Annotated in this window: 22 protein-coding genes and 2 pseudogenes; 22 read left to right on the top strand and 2 right to left on the bottom strand. The window is 37.8% G+C overall.

Annotation, left to right across the window (positions count from 1 at the left end; genetic code table 11):
• The first annotated feature begins 35 nt into the window (after positions 1-35).
• From ACIFOT_RS28080 to ACIFOT_RS28040, 9 genes and pseudogenes are all read left to right on the top strand, one after another.
• Positions 36-839 (top strand): annotated as a pseudogene (locus tag ACIFOT_RS28080) (sulfite exporter TauE/SafE family protein).
• Between the two features lie 320 nt (positions 840-1,159).
• A complete protein-coding gene (locus tag ACIFOT_RS28075) occupies positions 1,160-1,687 on the top strand; it encodes a cysteine dioxygenase (protein WP_430070963.1) in 528 nt (175 codons plus the stop codon).
• Between the two features lie 138 nt (positions 1,688-1,825).
• Positions 1,826-2,014 (top strand): annotated as a pseudogene (locus tag ACIFOT_RS28070) (carbamoyl phosphate synthase); the annotation flags it as partial.
• 119 nt (positions 2,015-2,133) lie between these two features.
• Positions 2,134-2,499: a RidA family protein gene (locus tag ACIFOT_RS28065; protein ID WP_430070960.1), complete on the top strand. Its 366-nt coding sequence runs from the start codon at positions 2,134-2,136 to the stop codon at positions 2,497-2,499.
• A gap of 17 nt (positions 2,500-2,516) precedes the next feature.
• Positions 2,517-3,677: a trans-sulfuration enzyme family protein gene (locus tag ACIFOT_RS28060; RefSeq protein ID WP_430070957.1), complete on the top strand. Its 1,161-nt coding sequence runs from the start codon at positions 2,517-2,519 to the stop codon at positions 3,675-3,677.
• A gap of 181 nt (positions 3,678-3,858) precedes the next feature.
• Positions 3,859-5,034: a MalY/PatB family protein gene (locus ACIFOT_RS28055; protein WP_430070954.1), complete on the top strand. Its 1,176-nt coding sequence runs from the start codon at positions 3,859-3,861 to the stop codon at positions 5,032-5,034.
• A gap of 28 nt (positions 5,035-5,062) precedes the next feature.
• The gene (nhaC, locus tag ACIFOT_RS28050; protein WP_430070951.1) at positions 5,063-6,535 is read left to right on the top strand and encodes a Na+/H+ antiporter NhaC; all 1,473 of its coding nucleotides are present in this window, start codon (positions 5,063-5,065) and stop codon (positions 6,533-6,535) included.
• Between the two features lie 462 nt (positions 6,536-6,997).
• Entirely contained in the window at positions 6,998-7,963 is a 966-nt protein-coding gene (gene trxB, locus ACIFOT_RS28045) for a thioredoxin-disulfide reductase (protein ID WP_430070948.1), read from the top strand.
• Positions 7,964-7,977: 14 nt separating this feature from the next.
• Complete coding sequence (locus ACIFOT_RS28040) at positions 7,978-8,319, top strand: thioredoxin family protein (protein ID WP_430070945.1); 342 nt, start codon at positions 7,978-7,980, stop codon at positions 8,317-8,319.
• A 96-nt stretch (positions 8,320-8,415) separates the two neighbouring features.
• Here ACIFOT_RS28040 and ACIFOT_RS28035 read toward each other — a convergent pair whose 3' ends face one another.
• The gene (locus ACIFOT_RS28035) at positions 8,416-9,795 is read right to left on the bottom strand and encodes a M28 family peptidase (RefSeq protein ID WP_430070942.1); all 1,380 of its coding nucleotides are present in this window, start codon (positions 9,793-9,795) and stop codon (positions 8,416-8,418) included.
• Between the two features lie 393 nt (positions 9,796-10,188).
• Here ACIFOT_RS28035 and ACIFOT_RS28030 point away from each other — a divergent pair, with 393 nt between their 5' ends.
• From ACIFOT_RS28030 to ACIFOT_RS28010, 5 genes are all read left to right on the top strand, one after another.
• A complete protein-coding gene (locus tag ACIFOT_RS28030) occupies positions 10,189-10,758 on the top strand; it encodes a TetR/AcrR family transcriptional regulator (RefSeq protein ID WP_430070940.1) in 570 nt (189 codons plus the stop codon).
• An 85-nt stretch (positions 10,759-10,843) separates the two neighbouring features.
• Entirely contained in the window at positions 10,844-11,776 is a 933-nt protein-coding gene (speB, locus tag ACIFOT_RS28025; RefSeq protein WP_430070938.1) for an agmatinase, read from the top strand.
• 649 nt (positions 11,777-12,425) lie between these two features.
• A complete protein-coding gene (locus tag ACIFOT_RS28020; RefSeq protein WP_430070936.1) occupies positions 12,426-13,760 on the top strand; it encodes an APC family permease in 1,335 nt (444 codons plus the stop codon).
• Positions 13,761-13,787: 27 nt separating this feature from the next.
• The gene (gene sda, locus ACIFOT_RS28015) at positions 13,788-13,922 is read left to right on the top strand and encodes a sporulation histidine kinase inhibitor Sda (RefSeq protein ID WP_430070933.1); all 135 of its coding nucleotides are present in this window, start codon (positions 13,788-13,790) and stop codon (positions 13,920-13,922) included.
• A 496-nt stretch (positions 13,923-14,418) separates the two neighbouring features.
• Positions 14,419-15,435: a DnaD domain protein gene (locus ACIFOT_RS28010; RefSeq protein ID WP_430070930.1), complete on the top strand. Its 1,017-nt coding sequence runs from the start codon at positions 14,419-14,421 to the stop codon at positions 15,433-15,435.
• A 150-nt stretch (positions 15,436-15,585) separates the two neighbouring features.
• On the opposite strand, the gene ACIFOT_RS28005 is transcribed toward ACIFOT_RS28010, so the two are convergent.
• Positions 15,586-16,371 carry an SDR family NAD(P)-dependent oxidoreductase gene (locus ACIFOT_RS28005; protein WP_430070927.1) on the bottom strand — a complete coding sequence of 262 codons (786 nt, stop codon included), beginning with the start codon at positions 16,369-16,371 and terminating at the stop codon, positions 15,586-15,588.
• A 265-nt stretch (positions 16,372-16,636) separates the two neighbouring features.
• On the opposite strand from ACIFOT_RS28005, the gene ACIFOT_RS28000 reads away from it, so the two are divergent.
• The 8 genes from ACIFOT_RS28000 to ACIFOT_RS27965 all read left to right on the top strand — a co-directional run bounded on the left by ACIFOT_RS28000 (position 16,637) and on the right by ACIFOT_RS27965 (position 26,650).
• The gene (locus tag ACIFOT_RS28000) at positions 16,637-16,993 is read left to right on the top strand and encodes a nucleotide excision repair endonuclease (protein ID WP_430070924.1); all 357 of its coding nucleotides are present in this window, start codon (positions 16,637-16,639) and stop codon (positions 16,991-16,993) included.
• Between the two features lie 674 nt (positions 16,994-17,667).
• Positions 17,668-19,002, top strand: coding sequence for an ABC transporter substrate-binding protein (locus ACIFOT_RS27995; protein WP_430070921.1), 1,335 nt, complete (start codon positions 17,668-17,670; stop codon positions 19,000-19,002).
• Between the two features lie 94 nt (positions 19,003-19,096).
• Positions 19,097-19,987: a carbohydrate ABC transporter permease gene (locus ACIFOT_RS27990; protein ID WP_430070918.1), complete on the top strand. Its 891-nt coding sequence runs from the start codon at positions 19,097-19,099 to the stop codon at positions 19,985-19,987.
• Positions 19,988-20,005: 18 nt separating this feature from the next.
• Positions 20,006-20,893: a carbohydrate ABC transporter permease gene (locus tag ACIFOT_RS27985; protein WP_430070915.1), complete on the top strand. Its 888-nt coding sequence runs from the start codon at positions 20,006-20,008 to the stop codon at positions 20,891-20,893.
• Positions 20,894-20,934: 41 nt separating this feature from the next.
• Entirely contained in the window at positions 20,935-21,918 is a 984-nt protein-coding gene (locus ACIFOT_RS27980; RefSeq protein ID WP_430070913.1) for a carbohydrate kinase family protein, read from the top strand.
• Positions 21,905-23,356, top strand: coding sequence for a glycoside hydrolase family 32 protein (locus tag ACIFOT_RS27975; protein WP_430070910.1), 1,452 nt, complete (start codon positions 21,905-21,907; stop codon positions 23,354-23,356). The genes ACIFOT_RS27980 and ACIFOT_RS27975 overlap by 14 nt, the downstream gene beginning before the upstream one ends.
• Positions 23,357-23,404: 48 nt before the next feature.
• Positions 23,405-24,748, top strand: a complete 1,344-nt coding sequence (locus ACIFOT_RS27970) for a NosD domain-containing protein (protein WP_430070907.1) — start codon at positions 23,405-23,407, stop codon at positions 24,746-24,748.
• 153 nt (positions 24,749-24,901) lie between these two features.
• The gene (locus tag ACIFOT_RS27965; protein ID WP_430070904.1) at positions 24,902-26,650 is read left to right on the top strand and encodes a sensor histidine kinase; all 1,749 of its coding nucleotides are present in this window, start codon (positions 24,902-24,904) and stop codon (positions 26,648-26,650) included.
• Position 26,651: the final 1 nt, after the last annotated feature.

The raw sequence follows: 26,651 nt of genomic DNA, 5'->3' as shown, positions 1-26,651 counted from the left end.
CTAGCACATCGTGAAATGTAAAAAGGAGTTATCGAATGACGATTCCTCAATGGATTCTCACAGTTGCCTCAGGCGGAATTATTGGCTTTACTTTAGGACTTATTGGTGGTGGCGGTTCCATTTTAGCGGTTCCTCTTTTGCTTTATGCAGTCGGGGTGAAAGACCCGCATATTGTGATCGGCAGTACAGCCCTGGCTGTTTCCATTAATGCCTTCCTGAATCTTATACCTCATTCACGTGCAGGCCATGTTCATTGGAGACCGGCAATCGTATTTGCTATACCAGGTGTAGTTGGAGCCTTCTTTGGTTCTTACCTTGGCAAGCTTTTACCGAGCAAGCAATTGCTGTTTCTTTTTGCCTTACTTATGATTTTTATGGCCATTAAAATGATCCTACCCAAAAAGACTGTAAAACAGGTAGCAAATACAGAAACAGAAGGTATGAGTTAAATGGATAAATTTAATGGAAAAAAGTTAACCCTATTCGGGGTTATGACAGGATTAGCCTCTGGATTTTTTGGCATTGGCGGCGGATTTTTGGTTGTTCCCTCCTTACTAGTTGCCACAAATATGGCTATCGTTGAAGCAATAGGTACATCTTTGTTTTCTGTAGGAACTTTTGGGCTCACAACGGCACTAAATTACAGCCTTTCTGGATTGGTTAATTGGTTCGTAGTACTGGCACTTGTATGCGGCGGATTTATAGGGGGCATCTTTGGTACGTTCGTTGCAAAGCGTTTAAGCAAACAACGACAAACCCTTAACTATATATTCTCTGCTGTTGTCATCACCGTAGCCATCTATATGATTATAAAAAATGCAGACGCTTTGAATTTATGAATCTATATAGTTTGGTGTAGTAGTTAACTAGATAGGGGGATGCGAAATGAATTACAACTTCGATCAGGAAATTAACCGGATGAAAACAGCTTAGATTGGCCTTGAATGAAGGTCACATTTATGGTCTAGGGGGAGAAGGCTTTATGAGAATGAATATCGCATGTCCCCGCTTACTGTGGAAAAAACTCTACTTCAGTTAGAACAAGCAGTCAAGCAACTTTCCCCTACAGGAAAGTAAAACATCAGAATAGTGAGGAGGAATTAGGATAGATCACACTAATGAATATGATTTCAAAGATTTTGTTCAGGATATGACCGATATGGTTGAACGGAGTCAGAATGATAACGAATGTGTTGTGGAAGCGGAAAGGTTGGTTGGTAAATTAATTCAATCCCAATCATGGCTTCCTGCTGAGAAGAGAAGGCCAAGTGAGGATGGGTACTCGCGGCATCTGTTGTATTTTGACCCAGAGGATCGTTTCGAAGTGATCGCGCTAGTCTGGAAGCCCGGCCAGAAGACCACTCTCCATGATCACGATGATACATGGGGAGCAGAAGGAGTTGTCGCGGGTAAAATTAAAGTGACTAATTATATACGATTAGATGAATTATCTGGGGGCAATATTGTTAAGTTACAGCATACTGATACCATCATTGTAAACGAGCAGAATACAGGAAAGCTACTGCCTCCAGCAGACTGTCATATCTTGGAGGGGGTGGGTAATAAAGCAGCTATCACGATACATGTTTATGGGAAGCAATTGAGAAAATTTCGGGTATTCACCCCTTTAGACGAAGAAGGGCTATATCTTGCAGAAGAAAAGCAGGTTGAATACTCTCCTGCTTAGAATCGATTAAATAGTGAAAGTGTGGTCCTGTCTGTCCCATAAACGTTCCGGATTCAAGAATTTAGAGGTCAAGATAAAAAGCAATGATTATTTGGCGAATTTATTGTTTTCCTACAAAAATCCATACCCTGGGTGGATGCTGATATTCCCGTAATCCCCGGGAGCGGTGGTCCAATTTCATGTCTGGAAGAAGTGGAAAAGTTCGGTCGGGAATATGGTTATCCCCTTATGATTCAAGCCGCATTGGGTGGAGGCAGCCACGGTATGCGTATCGTTCGAAGTGCAGAAGAATTAAAAGAATCCTATGAACGTGCCAAGTCTGAAGCCGCTGATTCAAAGTTAAAAAAGCAAGGGGAGAAGATTAGCCAGTGTTTAGGTATTGCTGACACATTTTAATCGATGCAGCAGTACAGTACGGAAACATTATATTAAGGGGAGTGTTTTTAATGGAAAAATATCCTGCAGCGATTGGTCCTTATTCGGTATACCGTAAAATAGGTAATTTGATTTATACGTCTGGGCAGCTTCCAATTGACCCAGAAATAAACGAATTTCCCAGCGATAAAATTGAAGATCAAACAAGACAATCTCTATTAAATGTAAAAGCAATACTCAAAGAAAATGGCGCGTCGATGGATGATATATTAAAAACAACCGTTTTTCTAAATGATATGAATGATTTCAATGCCATGAATGAAGTATATAAAGAATTTTTTAGTTTTCCCTACCCTGCAAGAACAGCTGTTGCGGTTGAAAAACTGCCTAAAAACGCCTTAGTTGAAATAGAAGTTGTTGCGGTAATAGATAAATAAAAATGGAGATGAAGAAAATGGAGCTAGATACAAAATTAATTCACGGTGGTCCGTTGACTGATCTACATACCGGAAGCTCATCCGTACCTATCTATCAAGCCTCTACCTTTCATCAAGCTCAATTTCCGGAATCACAAGAGTTTACCTATACACGTTTTGGTAACCCAACAAGGAAAGCATTAGAGGAAACGATTTCCTGTTTGGAGTTTGCTAAATATAGTTATGCCTTTGCTTCCGGTATGGCGGCAATTTCTGCGGTACTGCTTAACTTCTCACAAGGGGATCACGTAGTCCTTCCTAAAGATATTTACGGGGGAGCCTATCAGCTCGTAACAGAGATGTTTCCGAGATATGGAATTGAATACACTTTCGTGGATGAGACAGATCTAAACGCCTGGAAGAAGGCAATCAAGGGAAATACTAAAGGAATTTATATTGAGACACCATCTAATCCCCTATTAACGGTTACCGATATTAGAGGTGTTGTTAAGTTAGCAAAGAAATACAACTTGCTGACCATCATCGACAATACGTTTATGACACCGATTTTCCAAAATCCGATTAAATTTGGAGTTGATATCGTCATACATAGTGCGACGAAGTTCATCAATGGCCATAGTGATGTAACCGCCGGATTGGTTGTGACCAACGATCAAGACATTGCGGAGACGTTATTCAAAACGCAAAAAATGCTTGGCAGTATGCTCCCCCCATATGATTGTTGGTTAATTTTAAGAGGAATCAAGACCATGAAAATCCGTATGGAAAAGGAAGTAGAAAATGCAGCATTTATTGCGAAAGAGCTTCAAAAACATAGCAAGGTGAAGGCTGTTTACTACCCGGGCCTTGAAAATCATAACGGAAGAGAGATCCATTTTTCCCAAGCAAGCAGCGGTGGTGCTGTCTTAACCTTTGATTTAGGAAGCTATGAAAATGTGAAGGACTTTTTTGCACATGTAAGCATTCCTATAGTGGCCGTTAGCTTAGGGGGTGTAGAATCAATATTATCCTTTCCGTACACCATGTCCCATGCTGTAATTCCTGAAAAAGAAAGGTTTGAATTAGGGGTGACAGACGGATTAGTGCGGCTGAGCTGCGGCATTGAAGATAAAAATGATCTTCTAAAGGATTTATGCAAGGCATTGGATCATGTAAAAGCAGAAAAAGTGATTATTTAATTACCAGTGGTGGGATCCAATCGAACCATGCGAGAGAGACTGAAGTTCTGGCGGCAAAATATCAGATGAAGTCCTTGTTGATTTTAAAAAAAAAGTAAAAAAAGCTTATTTGATAATGTTATTGGTTTACGCAAAAATGGTAACGCATTCGCAGTGATTTTAAGGAAAATGAGGGGTAAGCATGATTCACAACTTTGATGAAACGATTAATCGAATTGGTTCTGATTCCGATAAATGGGACAATGAAGGGGAAGGCGGCACATTGATTCCGCTGGGCATTGCCGATACTGATTACAAGGCACCACGTGAAGTATTAGACGCTGTAAGGGAAAAGGTGGATTTTGGCGTATTTGGTTATGGGTATTTTCCGTGTGATCGATTTACTGATGCAATTAAAGGTTGGTATGGCCGTCATCATAAAATTGATATAAGGGAGGACGAAATTAGTTATGCGCCTGGATTAATGACAGGTGCGTTATGGATGTTTTTAGATGCTTATACCAATCCAGGAGACAAAGTAGTGATACAGCCTCCTGTCTATGCCACCTTTAAAAAGGTAATTGGGAATTTTAATAGAAAAGCAATCGACAATCGATTAATTTACCACAAAAGAGATGGTTATCAGATTGATTTTGAAGATTTAGAAGACAAACTAAAGATGCCCGATGTGAAAATACTCCTTGTATGTAATCCTGCTAATCCAATCGGGCGGGTATGGACAAAAGAGGAAATGAAGAAAATGTATGATTTATGTCGCGGGAATAACGTGATGATTATAAGCGATGAAATTCATAGTGACATGATTCACAAAGGGCTGCACTTTCACTCCTTTTTAGAGATTTGTGAGGAAGAGGATGAACATGTTGTGGTGATGAACTCCCCTAGTAAAACCTTTAATCTAGCATCCTTTTTTAGTGCTTATGTGATTGTAAAAAATAAAAATATGAAGAAAGCATTTGATGATATTTACGCAAAATATCACTTTGATTATAACTATTTAGGAGTTGAGGCTTTAATCACTGCGTATAATGAATGCGATTATTATGTGGATGAATTAAATGCTTATTTACGAAGCAATATTGATTTTTCGATTAACTATATCCATAAATATTTACCGAAATTAAAAGTTAAGTATCCTGAATGTTCCTATTTGTTATGGATTGACTGTGAAGGGCTAGGCATCACCGGTACTGAATTGGCTGAATTTTTTACAGACGCAGGGGTTAAAGTCAATCAGGGGAGTTCATATGGTAAAGATAGTGGTAACTTTGTAAGAGTAAATATTGCTTGTACAAGATCTTTACTAGAGCACGCATGGAAACAGATTAAGCTAAACTATGACAAATATGGTTTTTAAAAACTAATTGAATTGTGAGGTTCTGTGTATGGGGAACAAACCTGAAAATCAAGGAAATGCAACTGCTGAATGGGAAAAAAAGTCTTATAAATTTCCGGTATCATTTAAATATGCAGTGGTTTCTGTCTTAATCTTTTTCGGCCTGCTGCTTACAGGAACACTTGGTTTTGGTGCATCTCTGGAATTAATGTTCTTGTTGTTATGGATTGTTGTAAGCCTGCTTGTCATGAAACTGGGATATAAATATAATGAGGTTCAAAATATGGCTTGGGAGATGGGTAAGCAATCTTTTGAGCCGAATACAATTATTTTAGTAGTTGGCGTGTTGATTGCTACCTGGATGGCTTCTGGTACAATCCCTTATGTTATGTATTGGGGCTTAGAATTAATTTCGCCGCAATACTTTTTAATCACGGCCTTGCTCCTTACATCTGCAACATCTCTTGCAACCGGAACTTCATGGGGGACTTTGGGTACAGTGGGTTTGGCCTTAATGACAGTTGGTAATGCACTTGGAGTTCCCCAAGCAATGACAGCAGGTGCGATTATTTGTGGTTCCTTCTTCGGAGATAAATTGTCACCCTTGTCTGATAGTACAATTTTAGCAGCTACCGTTGCCGGCTCTAAAGTAATGTCACACGTAAAACATATGTTATGGTCAACTGTCCCAGCGTATATTCTAACAGCAATTATATTTATCATTTTAGGCTTAAAGTATGGAAAAGACGGAGCGAATATACAGGAGATTCAACAAATTACTGGTATAATATCAAAGCATTTCAATTTATCCTGGATTTCATTGATTCCTCTACTGTTTGTACTAGTAATGCTCGTAAGGGGCATTCCACCTATTGTTTCGCTTTTAATGGGAGTGTTTAGCGGTATGGCTGTGGCTGTTTTTACTCAGGGATATAATTTAACAAAAATGTTTGATATCATGACCAATGGATTTGTGTTTAAAAGCGGCAGTAAGTTAGTTGACCCCATCCTAAGCAAAGGCGGGCTCTACAGTTTAATGAGCTCATTCCTTGTTGTCCTTTTAGCCATGTGTGTAACGGGAATGCTGGAACAATCTGGGATTCTTAGTTCTTTAGTGGAGCCATTAGTCAAACGAACCCACGGCTCTACATTTAGAATAACACTAGCTACAATGGTAATCGCATTACTCACAAATATGATTGGCTCATCGATGTTATTAACTTCAATTGTAGCGGGTTCACTTATGAAAAATGTCTTTAAAAATAATAATTTGGCGCCAGAAAATCTTTCGCGTAATATCGAGGATGTTGGGACGATGGGCGCACCGGTTATTCCGTGGAATTCCAACGCAATCTATTGTTCGCAGATGTTGGCGGTATCGCCATATGTTTATTTCCCATATGTCTTTCTAGCCTTCTTTGTCCCATTATTCGATTTAGTTTATGGTGCTACTGGATTTGCAATAAAGAAGTTAAAGCCTGAGAAGCTCGAGGTTGTGGAAACAGCAACTAAAGCGATCTAAGTAAATGAGGTTTTTATATAGGCGATTCCTGATAACATTTATAGGAATCGCATTTTTATTATTGAGAAGTCGTCTATATACTTGCAATGATATTATCCTTAATTTCCAAAAAAAACCTCCCTTTTAAGACCACTCCAAAATCCTCATTTAAGTAGCTCCATGTAAAGAAGTTTATATTGATTAACCTAGAAAGATGATTGAATAAATTCCCAAATATTGTTCAAGTAGTTACAACAACTATCTTGTCTCTTTCCTTTAAAACTTTCTTGGCTTTTAATCCGCTGTTTGAAATTTGAGTTGGTACATGTTTTCTTGGTCTTGAAAAAATTTTTCTCAAACGTGATAGGAAATAGGAATGATTAACTTATAAGAGGCTGAAAAAATAGTGATTTTACAAGGAATTAAAGTTTGGCACGAATATTGCAAATTAATATTCATGACTAAGAGATAAGGAGGTAAGCGATGTATAAAGCCGTTATTCTAGGGACTGGACCTGCTGGGTTAACCGCAGCAATCTATTTAGCACGTGCTAACATAAGTCCTTTAGTCATTGAAGGGCCTGAACCAGGGGGGCAATTGACATTGACAACAGATGTCGAGAATTTTCCTGGTTTTCCTGAAGGGATTATGGGACGAGAGTTGATGCAGAACATGCGAAAGCAAGCTGAGTTTTTTGGAGCAAAGTTTAAAAGAGGCTGGGTTAAAAAAGTCGACTTTTCCAATAACCCTTTTACCTTAACGGTGGAAGGAATAGGGGAGCTTAAAACGCAATCTTTAATCATTTCAACGGGAGCTTCAGCGAAACTTTTGGAGATTCCAGGGGAAAGAGAAAATATTGGGCGTGGGGTAAGCACCTGTGCAACATGCGATGGATTTTTCTTTAGAGGAAAGAAAATTATCGTTGTCGGAGGCGGAGATTCTGCTATGGAAGAGGCAAATTTTTTAACGAAGTTTGCTTCGGAGGTTCGGGTTGTCCACCGCAGAAAGGAGCTTCGCGCTTCCCAAATTATGCAAGACCGTGCCAAAAAGAATCCAAAAATTACGTGGAGCTTAAATTCCATTCCTGAAGAAGTGATCGCAGGGGATCGACACGTTACTGGCTTGAAAGTAAAAAACAGCGAAACAGGAAAAGAGGAAGTTCTGGAAACTGATGGTATTTTCATTGCCATTGGGCACAAACCAAACACAGCATTTTTAGACAATCAAATCAAAACGGATGATATGGGATATATCATGGTGAATCCTGGTGCAACCGAAACGAATATCCCAGGTGTATTTGCCTGCGGGGATGTTCAAGATCATAAATACCGCCAAGCCATTACGGCTGCGGGAAGTGGTTGTATGGCTGCTCTGGATTGCGAAAAATATCTTGATGCAATTGAATTATGTAGTGGAAACAATCTATCTATCATTGAGAACCAAATATAGGGAGGATTTTAATAATGAGAGAGATTAAAACAAAACAAGAGTTTGAAGAGGCGATTTTATCAACAAAACCAGTTATGGCTAAATTCTATGCCGAATATTGCCCAGACTGTCAGCAAACCGATATATTTATGCCCATCTTGGAAGAATCGTATAGAGAAAAAGTAGATATGATTGCAGTAAATCGTGAACATTTTCCAGAGGTATTAGAGAAGCTAGATGTATACGGAATCCCAAGCTTTATTGCTTTTAAAGAAGGTAAGGAACTGAACCGCTTTGTAAGTAAACTTGGAAAAAGTCAGGAAGAGGTTGAACAGTTTCTTAACCAAATTGAAGAGGAAAGTGGAAAACAAGGATAAAAAATCCTAAGAATAAGTGCCTGTCACCACCCAAATTCTGTCGAATTCTTCGACATTATTCAGGACGTATCAGGCACTGTTTTTTCTATTTTTTTATTAATCTACTGGGCGGTTTTCAAAATCGTAGTTTACTGTAGCAGGAGCCACATGTGCTCGATCGAGAGCTGGTGTATCCGGGCGAACAATTTGATAGGCTGATGCTCCAACGATTGAGGCAGCTTGTTGCAGCTTTTCCTTGCTGATATGTTCAATCGTATCTGTTGGCTGGTGATACTGAGGCTCAACAGGTGAATGAATAAATAGAGCAGAAGGAATGCCCACGTCATGGAATGGCTGATGGTCACTTCTTCCTAACTGTCCATACGGCAGCGGCACATCATACATTCTAGATCCGGCTGAAGCTCCTAAGTCCGTCACAAGATTCTTTTTACCGTCAATTGTGTACATGATTAATCCACCTAATGGATGATCTTCTCCTGCTTCTGCCCCCCCAATCATATCCATTTGAAAGTGGGCAACCATGCGGTCTATATCACTTTGTGGAAGTTGCGAAACGTAGAAGGACGAGCCCACCATCCCTCTTTCTTCAGAACCGAATGTAAGGAAGCGGACTTCGGTATCAATCGGAGTATTCACAAATATTCTTGCTAGCTCCAATACAGCGGAGACTCCAGAAGCATCGTCATTTGCACCAGGTCCAAGATGAACAGAGTCATGGTGTGCACCAATCGTAACAATTTGGCCTGTATCCTTGTTCTTGTTTGGCTTTAACTTAGCTTCAACCACATAGGATGTTTTCTCGATTGTTTGAATTTCAACATCTAGCGTGGCCTCTACAGAGCCGTTCTTTAATCTTTCCACTAGATTTAGGCCTTGTGCACGAGTAATTGCTACAGCAGGAACTTCTCCATTGGCTTGTCCAAAGTTATTACCATTAGCGCTGTTGTTATACATGAGAACCCCAACTGCGCCTTTAGCAACCACATTCTTCACTTTTTCAACAAACGTTATATCTCCCCGCTCAACCAAGGCAATTTTACCTGCTACATCATTGGGAACCGTGCCAGCTAATGCTTTTCCAACATTAACGAGCTCTGCCGTTACATTTTCGCTTCCACTGCCGCTAAAGGCATGACCGTTTAAATCAACTCCGTCAACTTTAGCCAGTTCACGGTTCGTCTTATAATCATAGATTGGGAACGGTATTCTTTTAGTTTCGAGTCCTAAGCTCTTAAACTGGCTTTCTATGTACTCAACCCCACGAACCTCTCCCTCGGTACCCGCTTCCCTAGGTACTGCCGATAGATACTTAATAGTATTGTACATATTATCTACGTTAATTTTTTTGATAACCTTGTTGTCAAAAGCTGTGTCTGATTGTGCATTTGGGGCACCATTTGTCTGAGCATACACCACCCCTGATGATAAAATCATGCTTGCTGCTAGAACCGTGATAATCGATTTACGACGAAACATGAAACTCCCCCTTTGAAAAAGTGATACTCTATTATTATTCCAATTTTGGGAATTATAGTAAATAGGAACAAGATCCTAGAAGTTCCCTTAAAATCCGCAAATAGCAATACACCGAATCGATTCATTAATTTGCAACAACTACCATATTTATCTATATCAATATGATAATTAATAGTATCTAAATTTTAAAATTACAAATATTTTCATATCAAAAAAGCTTTGAGGAAGTGTCTCAAGCCTGTTCAGAAGTACCATGGAAAAGATAAATAAAAGGGTTTCTTAACCTTCTATCAGAAGGAATGAGTTGAATTTTTATAATAAAAAATTGCAAAAATTATGTCAAAGTGTTAATATTATGGAAACTATTTTAGTTTCTAAAGTTTCTAAGAGGTGATGCACATTAAAGATCGGATTATTCAGGCTTTTATTGAAGAAATAAAAAATGACAGTTTAAAATTTCCGTTGGAAAATATGGCAAGGCGTCTCGGTGTTAGCAAAAAAACGTTATATAAGTATTTTTCTTCAAAGGCTGATATGCTTGATGCGGTAATTGATTACACCTTTGCAAATATGGATGATAAAGCGACTGCCATCATACATAATGAACAATTATCAATCGTTGAAAAAATAAAAGGTGTAATGACAGTTTTGCCGGACCATTATGAATTTATAGACATTAGTATATTAGATCAAATGAAGCGATATTATCCTGAACAATGGGTCAAAATGGATTCTTTATTAAAAAGTGATTGGGAACTGCTTCGAGGTTTAATTAATCAGGCAATTGAGGAAAAAGCAATTAGTAATGTGAATGTATCATTAATTATGAAGGTGGTCATTAGTTCCCTCAACACAACACTTGATCAAAGATTTTTTTTAGAACACCGAATGACTGTTAATGAAGCACTTTCAGAAATCGCAGATATTTTATTATTTGGACTGGCTATAGAAAATAAAAGATAAATTTCTTTTATTTTCATTTTTTTAGCTTAATGGAAACTAAAAAAACTAGTAAAGTTTCCTCGGGGACTAAATGGAGGTATTTAAAATGTCAAACCCTTTTGAAGATTATAAACCAGATTTTTGTACATCAGGCACTTTTATGAGGCTTCCTTCAGAAAGTGATATTCCAAAAATTGCTATATTGGGAATACCTTTTGACACAGCTGCTTCCTATCGGGTTGGTGCAAGATTTGGGCCGCAGGCAATTCGACAGGCATCTATGTGTTTATCTTCATATCATGCATTACTTGATGTTTTCCCTTTTGAAGAAACGAACGCAATCGATATCGGGGATTTGCCGGTTGTTACCCAAAATATTCACAAAAGTTATGGGATTATTGAAAATGCAATGTTTGATTTAATGAAAAGAGGTATTGTTCCCATTGGATTAGGTGGGGATCATTCTATAACATTGGCAAGCCTAAGAGCAGCAGCAAAAGCATATGGACCAGTTGCTTTGCTCCATTTTGATTCCCATACCGACACATGGGATACTTATATGGATGAAAAATACTGGCATGGTTCTCCTTTTATCCGTGCACACGAAGAAGGTCTCATTCAACCGAAGAAAGTTGTCCAAATCGGTATGCGAGGTTGGGATATTACTTCAAGTCTTGACTTGGAATATAATGTAATTTCTCAGAATGAGTTGTTCACTCGAGGAATAGATGAAGTCATTTTACAAGCAAAAAGCATAATAGGTGACACCCCTTGTTTCTTAACTTTTGATATCGATTTTGTTGATCCCGCATATGCCCCCGGAACAGGTACGCCAGAGGTGGGTGGTTTTAGCAGTCATAAAACACTAAAATTGATTCGGTCTCTTACGGACTTTAATTTTATTGGATTCGACCTTGTTGAGGTCCTTCCTTCTTTTGATCCAACCCAAACTACTGCCCTTTTGGCTGCAACAATCGTGCATACTTTTGGTAGTTTGGTAGCTTTAAAAGTTAAGCAGGATTCCATTATGCAAAAATAATTTTACTTCATGCAAGCATTATCGCCAGGCCAACAGACTCTATTGTGATTAAATGATACTTTTAAAATCATTAGCATTGCATTAAATTAATTTCTATTTAACAAGATATATTTCATAGAAAGTTATCTATAATTTTTATGAATTTATCTAAGACTCTACGAGTAAAAAAACCCCTTATTATTAGGTTAGGTAGTCCTGTTCAAATCACTAATTATAAGGGGAATCCCTAAGTCAAGGGCAACATTGAAATCCTAATTAATGAAATACTAAAAGTTTTAGATGAACAGACTTTTACCAAAATGAATAATGTCATCGATGTTGAAAGGTTTGTTAAAAAACCTATAGCCTACAAATTCTTACAGCTATTCATCTTGTCACAAATAAACAAAATGGAGAGTTTGGCAGAGTTATGGAGGTATTGCAAGGGTGAAGAGGGGCTTCAACTTTATCTATTGTGAAAAAGGAAAAATGCTTATATTCTGGCGTATTTTTTATTTGGAGTTAAATATCTGAATATTCAGATATAGTTTTGAACACCACAAAAATCCAATTTGAATTGACTAGAAAGTTTTCTTGCAATGCTAATGTTTCAAGATATATTAATTTTCTTTTTTGATGACAATTATTTTGAAAATTAGGAGGGAAACAAATGGGAAAAGAGGTTTCCTTAAAACGTTCATTAATACTTTGGCATATTGTCGTAATTGGGATAGGATTTATGGCGCCGACAGTCGTGTTCGATACTTTTGGTATTGTTTCCAAAGCAACAGGTGGCCATGTTCCAGCGGGTTACTTGGTTACTACGATAGCGATTCTTTTTGCTGCTGGAAGTTACAGGAAAATGGTCAGGGCGTTCCCTACCTCAGGGTCGGCCTATACTTATGTACAAAAGACTATGAACCCGTCACTCGGCTTTATGGTTGGATGGTCACTCCTTTTAGATTATCTTTTTACACCGATGATCAGTGCTTTAGTATGCAGTATTTATGTTTCAACATTGTTCCCCAATTTTCCAGTCTGGTTAACCATTGTGATCTTTGTTCTTGTGACAACGCTAACTAATATATTTAGTGTGAAAATTTCGGTATCAGTAAATCTTTTGTTTGTTACTTGGCAATTTATTACTGTATTTGTTTTTACTGCATTATGCATAATCCATCTATTACAAGCAAAGGGACCGGAAGGACTATTTTCCTTAGAACCACTTTATTCAAGCAAGTTGAACTTTTCCTTGCTAATGAGTGGTGCGGCATTACTCGCTTTTTCATTTCTTGGATTTGATGCGGTTACCACACTTGGAGAAGAAACAAAAGACCCGAAAAAAACAATTCCAAATGGGATATTATTAATTGTCATTATTGCAGGTGTTCTATTTATCACAGCTTCCTATTTTGAACAATCTGCATTATCTCTTTTTCCAAAAATAGAAGATATAGAAGGAACCTCCTCTTTCTTAGCTAAGTATCTTGGGGGGGAATTTTTTCAATCCATGTTATTTTCAGCATCCCTTGCATCCACTTTTGCTTCTGGTATGGTTTCACAGACTAGTGCTTCTCGGATATTATATGCAATGGGTAGAGATGGCGTTTTGCCAAGAAAATATTTCAGCTATGTTCATCCCCGCTTCAGAACACCTGTCTATAATATTATTTTGGTGGGACTATTAAGTTTAACCGCTATATTTCTAACATTAGAAACCGCAACTTCTTTTATCACATTTGGGGCGCTAACTGCCTTTACCTTCGTCAATTTGTCAGTCTTTTTCCACTATATTATCAATGAGCGAAAGCGTGGGATCAAATCTGTTTTAAATTATTTAGTTTCACCGTTCATTGGTACAGGCCTGATGGTATTTTTATGGACAAATCTTAATTATCATGCCATCGTTTTGGGTATATCTTGGGGGATAATTGGAATATCGTATCTTTTAGTATTAACTAAGATATTTCGGAAAGATTTATCTAAAATTATATTTGAAGCATAGAAACCTTTAAAAAGTGGAGTGAACATTATGCATAAACTCAGTACAGAACAATTGCTTGAAATCTATAAAGATGCCAAAAGGTTTAATATAAATAAAGACTTCATAATGTTATTAACTAAAGAGATCAGTAAGCGATTACATGGCGGACGAAATATCAAATAATTTCCTTAGAGAAGTGACTAACAAAGCAAATAGGTACAGAAGCTTTTGTTTAAGGTATCTAAAGAACAAGACAAAAGTGCCTGTCATTACCCGCATTTTGTCGAATTCATCGACATTATTCGGGGTGTGACAGCACCAAAAACAATTCCTATTTTCAAGCACATAAAGAAATACCACCTTCACCCAAAAAAAGGGTATAAAATAACCGAAATTGCAAAAAACGCCTTCAAAAATCATTTTTTGAAGGCGTTTTTTGATGTTTGGGTCTAAAAATGCCCTCAAAAATGAAAAAAGGAAGTTCGCTTTCCTCCGCCAACCTCGATATCGTAGAAATGATGAAGGCGGGGGCTTTCACATATAGCCCCGGTAAAGGAAATGGTGGTGAAAGTGTGTCATAAAGCATCACTTTCTAAATGAAAAACATATGACCTTTTTCTTCATTTATTTCTATATCAAGTATGAAGGAATTTTATAAGAAGAAAGGCTGTGGTTGAAGATGGCAAGGTTTAGAATGGTACGTACTGATTTTTGGAAGAATCCGATTGTATTAGAAGAGATGACCCCGGAGGACAAATTTTTTTACCTTTATCTTCTTACGAATCCACTTACGACTCAAACTGGCATCTATAAAATTACGAAAAAACAAATTGCTTTTGATTTGGGCTATTCGATTGAGAGTGTTCATTCCTTAATGGAACGATTCATCGTGCATCACAAGCTGATCCGGTACAATCCTGATACGAGAGAACTGGCAATGAAAAACTGGTGGAAGGATAACCTGGTTAAAGGCGGGAAACCGGTGATGGACTGTATTTTTTCCGAGTTAAAGGATGTGGAGGATCTTTCACTTATTCAATATGTTTCGGAATCCATTCAAAATCAGGAAATTCGCTGCCTATTCGAATCATTTTGTGAACAAGAAGAGATGGTTTTCAGTGAGGAAGTTAACGACCAAAATGAAAATCATACATATCAAGATACTAAATGTGGAGAACATGACGATACGTTGACGCCTCGTAATACGATACGGGGACAAAAAGAAAAAGGAAATAATAATTTAAATTTAAATATTAAACAACAACAAGAAGCTTTTAATCCAAATATAGAGGAAAATCCAGACATCGAGAATCCATTACAAAATGATCAAAAAGAGGTGAAAGAAATTGTTGAGTTTTGGGACAACAATGGATTTGGTCTTTCGAACGTGAATGCCAAACAGCAGCTGTTATCTTGGTTAGAGGGTTCTAGCTTTTTACAGCCGAAAGAGGTGATATTAAAAGCGCTGAATATTGCCTGTACCAATAATAAGCGAAGGCTGAGCTATGTGGTGGGGATTCTGAAAAACTGGTTAAATGATTCCTTACTTACGGTAGAAGAAATTGATTCCTGTTATGAAAGTCAAAATTACGCACCAAAGCAAAGGAAATCAACCGAATCATTTCCTACCGGAAGAGCTATTCCAGGTGGATTTAAACTTGACCTTACGGCAGGGGAAGATTATGAAAGCAGCTAAATAAAAAGATTTCTTAACCTTCTAGCAGAAGCATCCACTGGGACGGTTCTTGCGGTTTAGGTTGTTCCACAAGGACCTTCTTCCTTAGTGAATATGGAGATTTTGTAAAGATAAGTGCTATGAAACCTATCTAAAAGTTCAATCTATATTCTAAAGTGTTTTTATCTTATTAGCTATGATGTCCGTTGCTTTTTTGGGGTTTAAACGATATAAAAAGTCCATTATTTTTGCATCATTCCCGGCTAATACGCGGTATTTTTTATTTTCCATACCTTTAATAATGATTGCAGCTGCTTCATTTGGGCTGATCATCTTATACGAATGGTTGTCAACTCCGTCTATTTCAATTCCAGAATTTCGGACGAGGTTAGTGTCGACTCCACCAGGAAAGACGATGGTTACTCCTACATTGGTATCTCTAAGCTCTAAATGAAGGCCTTCTGTTAACATTTTGACAGCTGCTTTTGAAGCTGAGTAAATTGATTGAAACGGCACAGGGAGAAATCCACCCATGCTTGATACATTTGTAATGTGAGCTTCTGGTCGAGTTAAAAGGTGTGGTAAAAACGATTTACACATATAGAGAGGACCATAAAAGTTTACATCCATGACCCTTTGAATTTGTTCATAATCAAGATCATTCACGCTTTGAAACTGTTGAAGGATTCCCGCATTATTAATAATTCCATCTATGCATCCGTGCACGGCGATGATCTCTTCTGGAAGCTTTTCAACATCAGCTCTGTTAGCTAAGTTAGCCAAGTGTGTCGAAATCTTATCTCCATAGACTGTTGCCAATGACCGTGTTTCCTCCAATCCGGATTTATGGAGGATGGCTGCGACTTTAGCTCCTTTTTCTAGTAGTTGGCAAACTAGTTCTCTCCCAATCCCGCCGCCAGCACCTGTTACGGCAATGACTTTATTGAATACCTTCATCCTATTCCCCCATCTACTCTAATGGAAATTAACCTAATAAATATACATATGTGAGTTAAGTGTATGAAATTCTACCCATTTAGATTTAGGTGGAAGCAAAAACTCATTTTGATACATCATTATAAGTGCCTGTCACCACCCTCATTTAATGGCATCTGGCGCACATAAGTCAGTACTTTTTGCGGGCTTTAAATAACGGCGATTGTAATAAATGCTGAAATAGGATAGCATTAATAAACAATAAAATAGGAGGGGTTGAACGTAAATGATAAACATAACCCTTCCCAAACCAGATGTTACTATTACCAAACAGAATAATCCTGAGCTAAGTAATATTTATGGGTTCACTGATTTCCATCTTATCCCTAGAGATAAGGGGGGAATTTTTATGTTCTATAACAATAATCAAGAGCTATTATTCGTTGGCAAAGCAAGAAAGTTAAGACAAAGAATTAAAAAGCATTTTGAAGATACTGTGTCCCCCATCAAAATGCATAGAGATGAAGTCACTAAAATTGAGGTTTGTATGGTTGAAGACCCAGTACATAGAGAAATTTATGAAACATATATTCTTAATGAACAAAAGTCGAAATACAATATAGACAAGGTTTTTTATAAGTAAATTCTATTAATAAAGGCAATAGGTACAGTCAAATAAGACCAATCCTATTGCCTTTATCAGTTGAAAAATTAAAGAATGAGAACGAATTATTGTTTTGGTTACAGCTTTCATGAGTACTTATTTAATTGGAAAAAATGCTTGAAAGTACTAGATTGCTACTTTTCTTTAGCGGACAGTGAATGTCACTGCTCACCCATTATTTCTTGTTTATTACTTTAGTTCCGCATATTAAATCATGCTATCCCCTTTTCTCCCCATGGAAGGATAGTCAACACACGTGGAGTTTATCTCGCAACTCATTTTAAAGAAAGGCAACTAACCCTTTGGGCGTTGCCTTCTTACGTTTCTTTCATCTCATCGAAAAAAGTGGAACAAGCTTCTAATTATTCTGGGATGTTTGTTAATGAAAAAGTTCTAAATATATATAACCTTTTCTAAAAAAGTTAGAATTTTATAAAAACAATTTAATTATTACAATAAAAGTGTAAAGAGGATTTACAAAAACGTTAGAGGGGGCAAAAAAAAATAAAAGTTAATCATTTTTATTTCAAGAAATGTAACCGTTATCAAGTTTTTGAAAAAGATAGAAACAATGAAGGAGAATGATCAATGAGTGTATAACAGCCTAGTAGCCCATTAGATCACTTATTTAATAATTAAGGAGGCTTGTTGCGGTGAAGAAAAAAGGGATCCTATCAATTGTTTCATTATTATTAGTATCATCTCTCTTTTTATCGGGTTGTTCTGGAGAAAAAACAGGAAGTTCCGAAGCAAAAGGTGATAACAAAACGATTACGGTTCTTGTTGAAGGGGGAAGCCCGGCCTTTAAGGTAGCAAAAGAAACCGCTGCGGAATTTAAAGAGGAAACAGGCTATACAGTTAAAATTGAATCCGTTCCCTATACCGGAGTCTATGACAAACTTAAGGCTGAGGTAGCTTCACAGGCAGGAGCATTCGATGTTGCAACCATCGATATACTTTGGTTTCCTGCTCTAGCTGGCGGACTTTTACCGTTAGAAGATCTCATGACAGATGACATTAAAAATGATTTATTCCCAGGATTAGTAGAAGGCGGAAGTTATCAGAATAAGGTTTATGGAATGCCGGTATGGACGAACGCCAAAAATTTAATCTACCGTAAAGATCTTTTCGAAGATGAAAAGAACAAAGCTGATTTCCAAGCGAAGTATGGATATGAGCTGCATCCGCCAACAACATGGGATGAATATAGGGATGTTGCCAAGTTTTTTACTAAAGATACCGATAATGATGGAAAAGTGGATATGTACGGAACAACGGTCTTTGGTGCGAACAATGGAGATGCGGTAGCCAGCTGGCTTGATCATGCAGCCCAAGCAGGTGCGAAACCATTAGTAGTTGATGATAAAGGCAAAGTTCTTGTCAATACGAAACCGTATGTTGATTCTTTACAATTTTTAGTTGATCTTTTGAAAAAGGATCAATCGGTTCCATCAGGTGCACTTGAAATGGCATCTGCTGAAACTTCTGAGCTATTTTGGAATGGAAAATCTGCGATGATGCTTGCATGGGGTCACTTTTATGTCCCTTCAAATGACCCTAAACAATCAAAGGTAGCAGGAAAAGTTGGAAGTGCTCCAATGATTGGCGGCGAAGCAGGAATAGGTGCTGTCCCAGGCCCATGGTATCAGGTTATTCCTAGTTCTTCCAAGAAACAGAAGATTGCCAAGGAGTACCTCAAGTTTATTTATGAAAAGAATGAATTATTTATGAAATCATTGGGCGTAGCAGCGAGAAAATCTGTATTTGAAAGTTATAGCACGAAGCAGGGCTATGAACATTTGAAACCGCTTATGACGACATTAAGCGGACCACAAACACAAAATCGACCTGCTATTAAGGAATGGCAAGAAATTGAAAGTGAAGCACTCATTCCAGCTGTGCAATATGCACTTTCCGGTGAAAAAACACCTCAAGAGGCACTTGATTGGGCGGCAGATGTAATCAAAGATTTATTACCGCCACAGTAAAATAATATGTTAAATAGAACCTTTTCATTAGACAATTTTTTTCAATGAAAAGGTTCTAAAAAAAATAACATTTTGATAGAAAGGAGCGGTTTTCTTGAGACTGAAAAATGGGGCATTATCGACGATCTTTTTCTTTCCTGCAGGAATCTTTATGTTGGTATTTCTGGTCTATCCAATTTTTCTTTTAATTAGAGACAGTTTTTATAAGATTGATATCATTAATCCTTCATTGCGAGAATTTGTCGGTTTTGCAAACTATACAAACTCGTTGACTTCCGAACGTTTTTTAAAAGCCCTTTGGAACACAGTGGTATATATAGGGGTAGCGGTGGGTTTCGAGTTTATCTTAGGGCTTATCCTTGCTTTGCTTCTCAGCAATGCTTTTAAAGGAAGCCAATTTATTCGGACTCTATTGTTAAGCCCGCTTATGCTGGCACCTTTAGTTACAGGGATAATTTGGAAGTTTATGCTTAATGATCAATTCGGCATTATCAACTGGGGACTTTATAAACTTGGAATCCTTTCTGACCCGCATCAAATACTCTGGTTATCAGACTCACGTTATGCACTCTATTCTACGATTATTGCAGACATCTGGTTAACAACGCCTTTCATTATGCTCGTTCTATTAGCAGGTATTAAAGGAATTCCTATTAGTTTATATGAATCTGCTGATATGGATGGGGCCAATAAATGGCATAAGTTCCGTTACATTACTTTTCCTTCTCTTATTCCAGTCGCCACCGTAGCCTTATTAATTCGTATTATTGATGCGGCAAGAACATTTGATATTGTGTGGGTGCTAACGCAAGGAGGACCAGGTTTTTCATCCGAGCTGCTAAGTACCTATATGTATAAGACATTGACCCGATATGGAGAAGTGGGGCAGTCAAGTGCCATGGCCGTCATTTTTATCATCATTTTATTAGTCCTAAGTTCTTTCTTCATTACAAAAATGTGGTCACCTAGGAGAAGACATTCATAAGGAGAGGTGAATTAAATCATGGCCCACACGCCAATAAAAGAAACGATTGTTGAAAAACCAGTTTGGCTTCCTAGTTTTCATTTTAAACATAAAATATGGACGCTGATTGTATTGGTGGTCACCTGTTTACTGGCTTTATTATTCCTAGGTCCGTATCTCTATCTACTATTAACATCATTGAAACCATCCGCCGAGGCAGTAACTGCACCACCGACTTTATGGCCCACGAAATTTTCATTGGAAAATTATAGGAAAATGTTCGAATACTTGCCTATAGAAAAGTATTTTTTTAATAGCTTAATTACGGCCGGTGCCAGCACCATTTTAAGTGTATTCTTTGGTGCGATGGCTGCTTATGGAATTTCTAGGTTTTCTTCCATAACAGGAAGTTACTTTTTGTTATTTACGTTAGTGATCCGAATGGTACCAATGATTAGTATTGCGATTCCGATGTATATGATTGTAAAAAGTATGGGCTTGATTGATACCCATTTTGCCTTAATCTTGGTGTATACCAGCTTAAATGTCCCATTTGCCATTTGGTTAATGATAGGTTTTTTTGACTCGGTTCCAAAGGAGTTTGATGAAGCGGCAAGGGTGGATGGATGCAGCTGGATCGGGGCCTTTATCAGAATTATTCTGCCGGTGTCACTTCCTGGACTGGCAACTACGGCTATCTTTACTTTTATGTTAGCTTGGAATGATTTTTTGTTCTCGTTACTCATGACCAGTACGAAGGCCAAAACGGCGACAGTAGGAATTTCAGAATTTTTAACTGCTTATAATCTTGATTTAGGGCCAATGACAGCTGCGGCCATCTCATTTAGTCTGCCTGTTATGATATTTTCCTTTTTCGTACAGCGTTATATTGTAAGTGGCATGACTTTAGGAGCAGTGAAAGAATAACAATTTGATAATAAAAGCAAATAGCGGAGTGAGGTAAACGTATGTTCGATGTAACAGCTATTGGAGAGTTATTAATTGATTTTACTCAAACTAGAAATCCTGAGGATGAGACGGTTTCTTTTGTTCAGAATCCTGGTGGAGCCCCAGTGAATGTACTGGCGGCATTGGCAAAATTTAATCGAAAGCCTGCGTTTATCGGAAAGGTAGGAAACGATTCCTTTGGACATTTCCTGGAGCAGGTGTTAATTGATTGTGGAATTCATACTAGTGGCTTAACATTTTCGAATGAAATTCGCACCACCCTTGCTTTTGTCCATTTGAACGAAGAGGGGGATCGATCCTTCAGTTTCTATCGTAACCCCGGTGCAGATATGATGTTACAAACGGAGGAAGTGGACCACGAAATCCTAGGTCAGTCAAAAATCGTTCACTTCGGCTCACTCTCATTAACAGATGAGCCAGCACGAACCGCAACCTTTGCAGCGATAGAACAGGCAAAAGTGATGGGAAAGATTATTTCCTTTGATCCTAATTATCGAAGGCAATTATGGAAGTGTGAGGATCATGCCAAGGAAATGATGAAAAAAGGACTATTGAATTCGGATATAGTGAAATTTTCGGAAGAAGAATTTCACTTGCTAGCAGGTGAAATGGAATTTTGTGAGGGAACAGATTATTTGATGAAGGAAAATCAACTATCCTTGCTATTCGTTACACTTGGGAACGAGGGCTGCCTTTTTCGCCAAGGGAAAGATTTTGGAAAAATTAGCGGTTTTAACGTCAAAGCAGTTGATACGACTGGAGCAGGTGATGCCTTCTTAGGAGGGATTCTTTATAAATTACTAGAGTACAACGTTCATCCTTCCCAGTTGAAGTTAAGCGAAGTGGTTGAAATGGCTAGGTTTGCGAATACCGTTGCTGCCCTATCTTGCACGAAAAAGGGGGGTATTCCCAGCATGCCTGCACTGGAAGAAGTGGAGGAACTATTGAACCGGGAAGGGAGTAATGAAAATGTTGATGTATAAGCCCGAAACCTGCAAAGAAGAATACCGTCCAGCGTATCATTTTACTCCAAAAAATAACTGGATGAATGATCCGAACGGATTGGTTTTTTATCAAGATGAATATCATTTGTTCTATCAATACCATCCTTTTGGTACCAAATGGGGCCCGATGCATTGGGGGCACGCCGTTAGTAAGGACTTGGTTCATTGGGAGCGTTTGGGGATTGCTTTAGATCCTGATGAAAATGGTATGATTTTTTCCGGAAGTGCTGTTGTAGATTTGAAGGATACTTCGGGTTTCTTTAATGGAAAATCCGGATTAGTAGCTATTTTTACCCATCACGATACGGATCAAGACTCAGAGAAACCCAGGCAGCGGCAAAGCCTCGCCTACAGTCTTGACAATGGCAGGACCTGGATAAAATATCGTCATAATCCAGTTTTAGTGAATGAGGAAAAATTTGATTTCCGTGACCCAAAGGTTTTCTGGCATGAACAAACAAATAAATGGATTATGGTTTTGGCAGCTGGGGATTGCATAGAAATTTACAGTTCTCCTAATTTAAAGGAGTGGCACTTTGAAAGTTCGTTTGAAGGACACTCAGGAGAAAAGTTTGGGGTTTGGGAATGTCCTGACTTATTTAAACTCCCGGTTGAAGGTCATCCAGAACAAACGAAATGGGTCCTTCTCGTAAGTCACGGCGATAGCCTTTATGGTTCCAGGACACAATATTTTGTTGGAGATTTTGATGGCCATAGCTTTACAAATTATGAATCGGATCACAAAGTAAAATGGCTTGACAACGGTAAGGATAATTACGCTGGAGTTACCTGGTCAAACATGGCAGATGGCAGAAGGATTTATATAGGCTGGATGAGCAATTGGAAATATGCAAACGAAACCCCGACTCAAGGGTGGAGAGGTGCTATGACGCTCCCACGTGAACTATTTCTGACATCTAAGGACCTATTGATCCAAAAGCCAATAAAAGAGTTGGAAAATCTCCGTGATGAACATATCCACATTAAGAATCAATTGCTGGCACCAGATAAAGATCTCCTAGCGAACCTTCAAGGAACCACTTGCGAAATTATTGCTGAGTTTGAGTTTGAGGGTGAAAAGGATTTTGGTATCAAAGTGTTTAAGTCAGATAAAAAAGAAACAGAGATAGGATATAATGTTGAAAAAGAGGAAATGTACATTGATCGAAGAAACTCGGGTGAAACCTCTTTTAATGGATTCTTTTCATCTATCGATCGTGCAGCGGTAAAAGCTCTAAACCATCGGATAAAATTCCATGTCTTTGTGGATCGTTCTTCTATTGAGGTTTTTGCAAATAATGGAGAAATTACCATAACCAGTCTGATATTTCCAGACTCATCTAGTAAGGGTATTGAGTTGTTTTCTAAAGGCGGAAATGTAAAACTACTCTCTCTGGATATCTATCGGTTAAAGTAATGTGTCCAATTAGGAACAAACACACTAAATTGATAGGAGAATTTATTCATGGCTAGTAAAAATTATTACGACGTAACAGAGTGGCCTGTCGGTAATCCGTATGAGGATATTGGTGAGGTAATCAATAGCATTATAGCAGATATTAAAAGCAGGCAAACGGACACTGATGTGAATAAAGGCGGAAAGCCGGGTGCGGTTATCTATATTCCACCGGGAGATTATCATCTTGGCAGTCAAGTAGTTATAGACATCAGTTATCTTAAAATTATGGGTTCTGGACACGGGTTTACATCTTCGAGTATTCGTTTTAATACTTCTGAGAATGAATGGGCGGATTTGCATGAATTGTGGCCGGGAGGGAGTCGCATACTCGTAGATATTCCCCTAGAAGTAAATGACGAGGAATATAAAGGAGCTGCATTTTATGTTGAACGAAGTGGAAGTCCCCGAATAAGTTCGGTAGAGTTTTCTGACTTTTGTATTGATGGTTTGCATTTTATTGAAGATGGTGCAGGAGAAACAAATCCGGAAAACACATACACTAACGGGAAAACGGGTATTTATGTGGCAAATGCTTGTGACTCATTTCGGATCACAGGCATGGGGTTTGTGTATTTAGAGCATGGAATTACTATTTATCATGCAGATGCACTGACTATACATGATAATTTCATAGCTGAATGTGGTAACTGTATAGAACTGCGAGGTTGGGGACAGGCTTCAAAAATAACCGATAACCTGATAGGAGCCGGTTTTAAAGGATATTCTATTTACGCTCAAAATTTTGGTGGACTTTTGATTACAGCAAATAATGTTTTTCCACGAGGTGCGAGCAGTATCTATTTTGATGGTGTGACACGTTCTAGTATCACAAATAATAGACTTCATTCATTCTATCCAGGAATGGTGGTATTCAGGGAAAATTGTTCGGAAAACTTGGTTTCTTCCAATCACTTTTTACGTGACCATGAACCTTGGACTCCTTTTCTGGGAATAGACAATGGGTTAGATGACTTGTATGGTCTCCTCTATATCAGTGGCAATAATAATTCTGTCATTGCTAATCACTTTTCTGAAGTGATTAATACTCAGAACATTAAGCCGGTAGGTGCAACACCTGTAATCATCCGTATTGTTTCAGGTAATGGAAATTATATTTCTAATAATCATGTTGTTGCCACGGAGGTTCATGCTAAGACAAGTGATTCTTGTTTCTCAGCGCAAGTAGAAGCTTTGTTGACTACCGAAGCATCAGAGCCGCTTTCCGTAACAACCGTATTGGTAGAAAAAGAATCGCTTCAAAATACGATTCTTGATTCGGGAAGTGATGCACAGGTTGTTATGGACAAAACTGTAAATGCATTCAGAGCCACTCCAATGCCAGGAGCATAAATAATATATTCAACGTTTGAAGGAGCAAAGGAATTTGGGATAAAAGTGTTGAAATCAGCCAAAAAAGAAACAGTGATAGCGTATAATGTTGAAAAAGAGGAATTTACATTGATAGAAGAAATATGGACAAAAATTATAAACTGGAGAAACATAATGGCTAAACTAATGAGACTCATCGAATCTCCCATTAAGCGGAAGATTATCTTATTAGCACTGTTTTCAGCCCTAATCCCTTTACTTGTTATTGGTCCTTTAACGTTCATTTATTTTAGTAAAGTAATAGAAAATAAAGTGTCTACCACGATTGATAACTTTTTAACGATTGTCGATTGGAATATTAATGCTTTTGCAAGCAATGTAGAGAATTTATCGAATGACATCTTTCTTTCAAATGAAATACAATCTTATTTAACCTATAAAAAAACAGATGCAAAGTTATACAGATTAGAAACGTCATCTCTAGAAAACTTGAATAATATTACAGTGGTAAATAACCCCTATATCAATGCGATTTACGTTGGGAATGAAAACCACGGCTTTTTGAAAGTAAACCGCGGGGAACGGAATTTGAAAAATGACATCTATCAAGCGATAAAAAAGTCCAATATCTATCCGCGGTTACTCCATAGTCAGTGGCAGGGTGAATGGCTAAATGGCAGTAATTTAGAACTGGTGAAAGATAGTAATCAATCTTTACTTTATGGAAGAAATATTCGAGATCTTGGAACGAAGAAACAAAATGGCATTGTCCTGATCGAACTGGAGCGTTCTTATTTTGAAAATATGTTTAAGAATAGTAATCCACCAGGCGATATTTTAATATTGGATGATGATAAAATTCTGTTTTCAAGCAGCAATCGTTTCTCTTCCTCTCAGATAGCAGAAATCATTCAAAGTCGTAAGAAAAGCGGAACAAGTAAAAAAGTGATCAATGGAACACGATATTTCCTTAATGTTCATACCAACAAGAAAACAAATTGGGATATCGTCAGTATGATCCCCTATGAAAATATTGTTCGCGAGGTTAACCAGCTTCGATTGGTAACAATTTCACTATTAGTCACTGCGTTAATCATCTCCTTAATTTTTGCTTTATTTATAACGAGGAGAATAACAAACCAGTTAAGTTTGCTGCGCATGGTTACAGAAAAAATGGAAAAACGTGAGAAAATAGTGGATATTGATTTTAATAATGAGGATGAACTTGGAGAGATTGGAAAACAGATTGTTCACCTTTATAATTGGAATAATGATTTAACAAAAAGGTTATATAAATCACAGATCAAGGAAAAGGAAGCAGAACTATTAGCCTTGCAAAGCCACATTAATCCGCATTTTTTATATAATACGTTGAACACCGTTTATTGGATGGCAGAGAAGGCAAAAGCGAAACAAATAGCAAAAATTGCGATTAACTTGTCAAAAATTTTTAAACTTACCTTAAATGATGGAAATCATATTACCTCTGTAAAGAATGAAATTGAACAAGTTAAAAGTTATCTGGATATCCAAAATATTCGTTTTGACCATAAAATCCACTACTCATTTACGATTGAACCTGAAATCATGGAAGAAAGTATCATTAAATTGCTGTTACAGCCAATTGTAGAAAACGCTGTTTACCATGGGTTGGAACAGCAGGAAAGCGGTACTATTATGATTGAAGGCACAAAGGTCGAGAAAGGTTTACTTTTCATTATTCGTGATACAGGAAAGGGATTTGACATGAATGCAGTAGATATGAACAAAAATGGTTATGCTTTAAAAAATATTAATGAACGATTGAAGATTTATTATGGAAAAGAGTATGGATTAAAGATTGAAAGTGAAATAGGAAAGGGAACTACTGTTTATCTTAAGGTTGGCCTAAAGAATGACGAAATCATCCATGACAATTTTTAAG

The organism is Neobacillus sp. NRS-1170 (genome assembly GCF_050468025.1).
Note: the sequence above shows the minus strand (reverse complement) of the source record. Positions and strands in the feature narration are given on the sequence as shown.

Coding starts and splice junctions, on each gene's coding strand:
- sda (WP_430070933.1), top strand. CDS start 13,788: ATGCATAAACTCAGTACAGAACAATTGCTTGAAATCTATAAAGATGCC.
- ACIFOT_RS28040 (WP_430070945.1), top strand. CDS start 7,978: ATGAGAGAGATTAAAACAAAACAAGAGTTTGAAGAGGCGATTTTATCA.
- ACIFOT_RS28030 (WP_430070940.1), top strand. CDS start 10,189: ATGCACATTAAAGATCGGATTATTCAGGCTTTTATTGAAGAAATAAAA.
- ACIFOT_RS28075 (WP_430070963.1), top strand. CDS start 1,160: ATGGTTGAACGGAGTCAGAATGATAACGAATGTGTTGTGGAAGCGGAA.
- ACIFOT_RS27975 (WP_430070910.1), top strand. CDS start 21,905: ATGTTGATGTATAAGCCCGAAACCTGCAAAGAAGAATACCGTCCAGCG.
- ACIFOT_RS27985 (WP_430070915.1), top strand. CDS start 20,006: ATGGCCCACACGCCAATAAAAGAAACGATTGTTGAAAAACCAGTTTGG.
- ACIFOT_RS27965 (WP_430070904.1), top strand. CDS start 24,902: ATGGCTAAACTAATGAGACTCATCGAATCTCCCATTAAGCGGAAGATT.
- nhaC (WP_430070951.1), top strand. CDS start 5,063: ATGGGGAACAAACCTGAAAATCAAGGAAATGCAACTGCTGAATGGGAA.
- ACIFOT_RS28035 (WP_430070942.1), bottom strand. CDS start 9,795: ATGTTTCGTCGTAAATCGATTATCACGGTTCTAGCAGCAAGCATGATT.
- ACIFOT_RS27980 (WP_430070913.1), top strand. CDS start 20,935: ATGTTCGATGTAACAGCTATTGGAGAGTTATTAATTGATTTTACTCAA.
- ACIFOT_RS27970 (WP_430070907.1), top strand. CDS start 23,405: ATGGCTAGTAAAAATTATTACGACGTAACAGAGTGGCCTGTCGGTAAT.
- ACIFOT_RS28060 (WP_430070957.1), top strand. CDS start 2,517: ATGGAGCTAGATACAAAATTAATTCACGGTGGTCCGTTGACTGATCTA.
- ACIFOT_RS28020 (WP_430070936.1), top strand. CDS start 12,426: ATGGGAAAAGAGGTTTCCTTAAAACGTTCATTAATACTTTGGCATATT.
- ACIFOT_RS28055 (WP_430070954.1), top strand. CDS start 3,859: ATGATTCACAACTTTGATGAAACGATTAATCGAATTGGTTCTGATTCC.
- trxB (WP_430070948.1), top strand. CDS start 6,998: ATGTATAAAGCCGTTATTCTAGGGACTGGACCTGCTGGGTTAACCGCA.
- speB (WP_430070938.1), top strand. CDS start 10,844: ATGTCAAACCCTTTTGAAGATTATAAACCAGATTTTTGTACATCAGGC.
- ACIFOT_RS28000 (WP_430070924.1), top strand. CDS start 16,637: ATGATAAACATAACCCTTCCCAAACCAGATGTTACTATTACCAAACAG.
- ACIFOT_RS28065 (WP_430070960.1), top strand. CDS start 2,134: ATGGAAAAATATCCTGCAGCGATTGGTCCTTATTCGGTATACCGTAAA.
- ACIFOT_RS28005 (WP_430070927.1), bottom strand. CDS start 16,371: ATGAAGGTATTCAATAAAGTCATTGCCGTAACAGGTGCTGGCGGCGGG.
- ACIFOT_RS28010 (WP_430070930.1), top strand. CDS start 14,419: ATGGCAAGGTTTAGAATGGTACGTACTGATTTTTGGAAGAATCCGATT.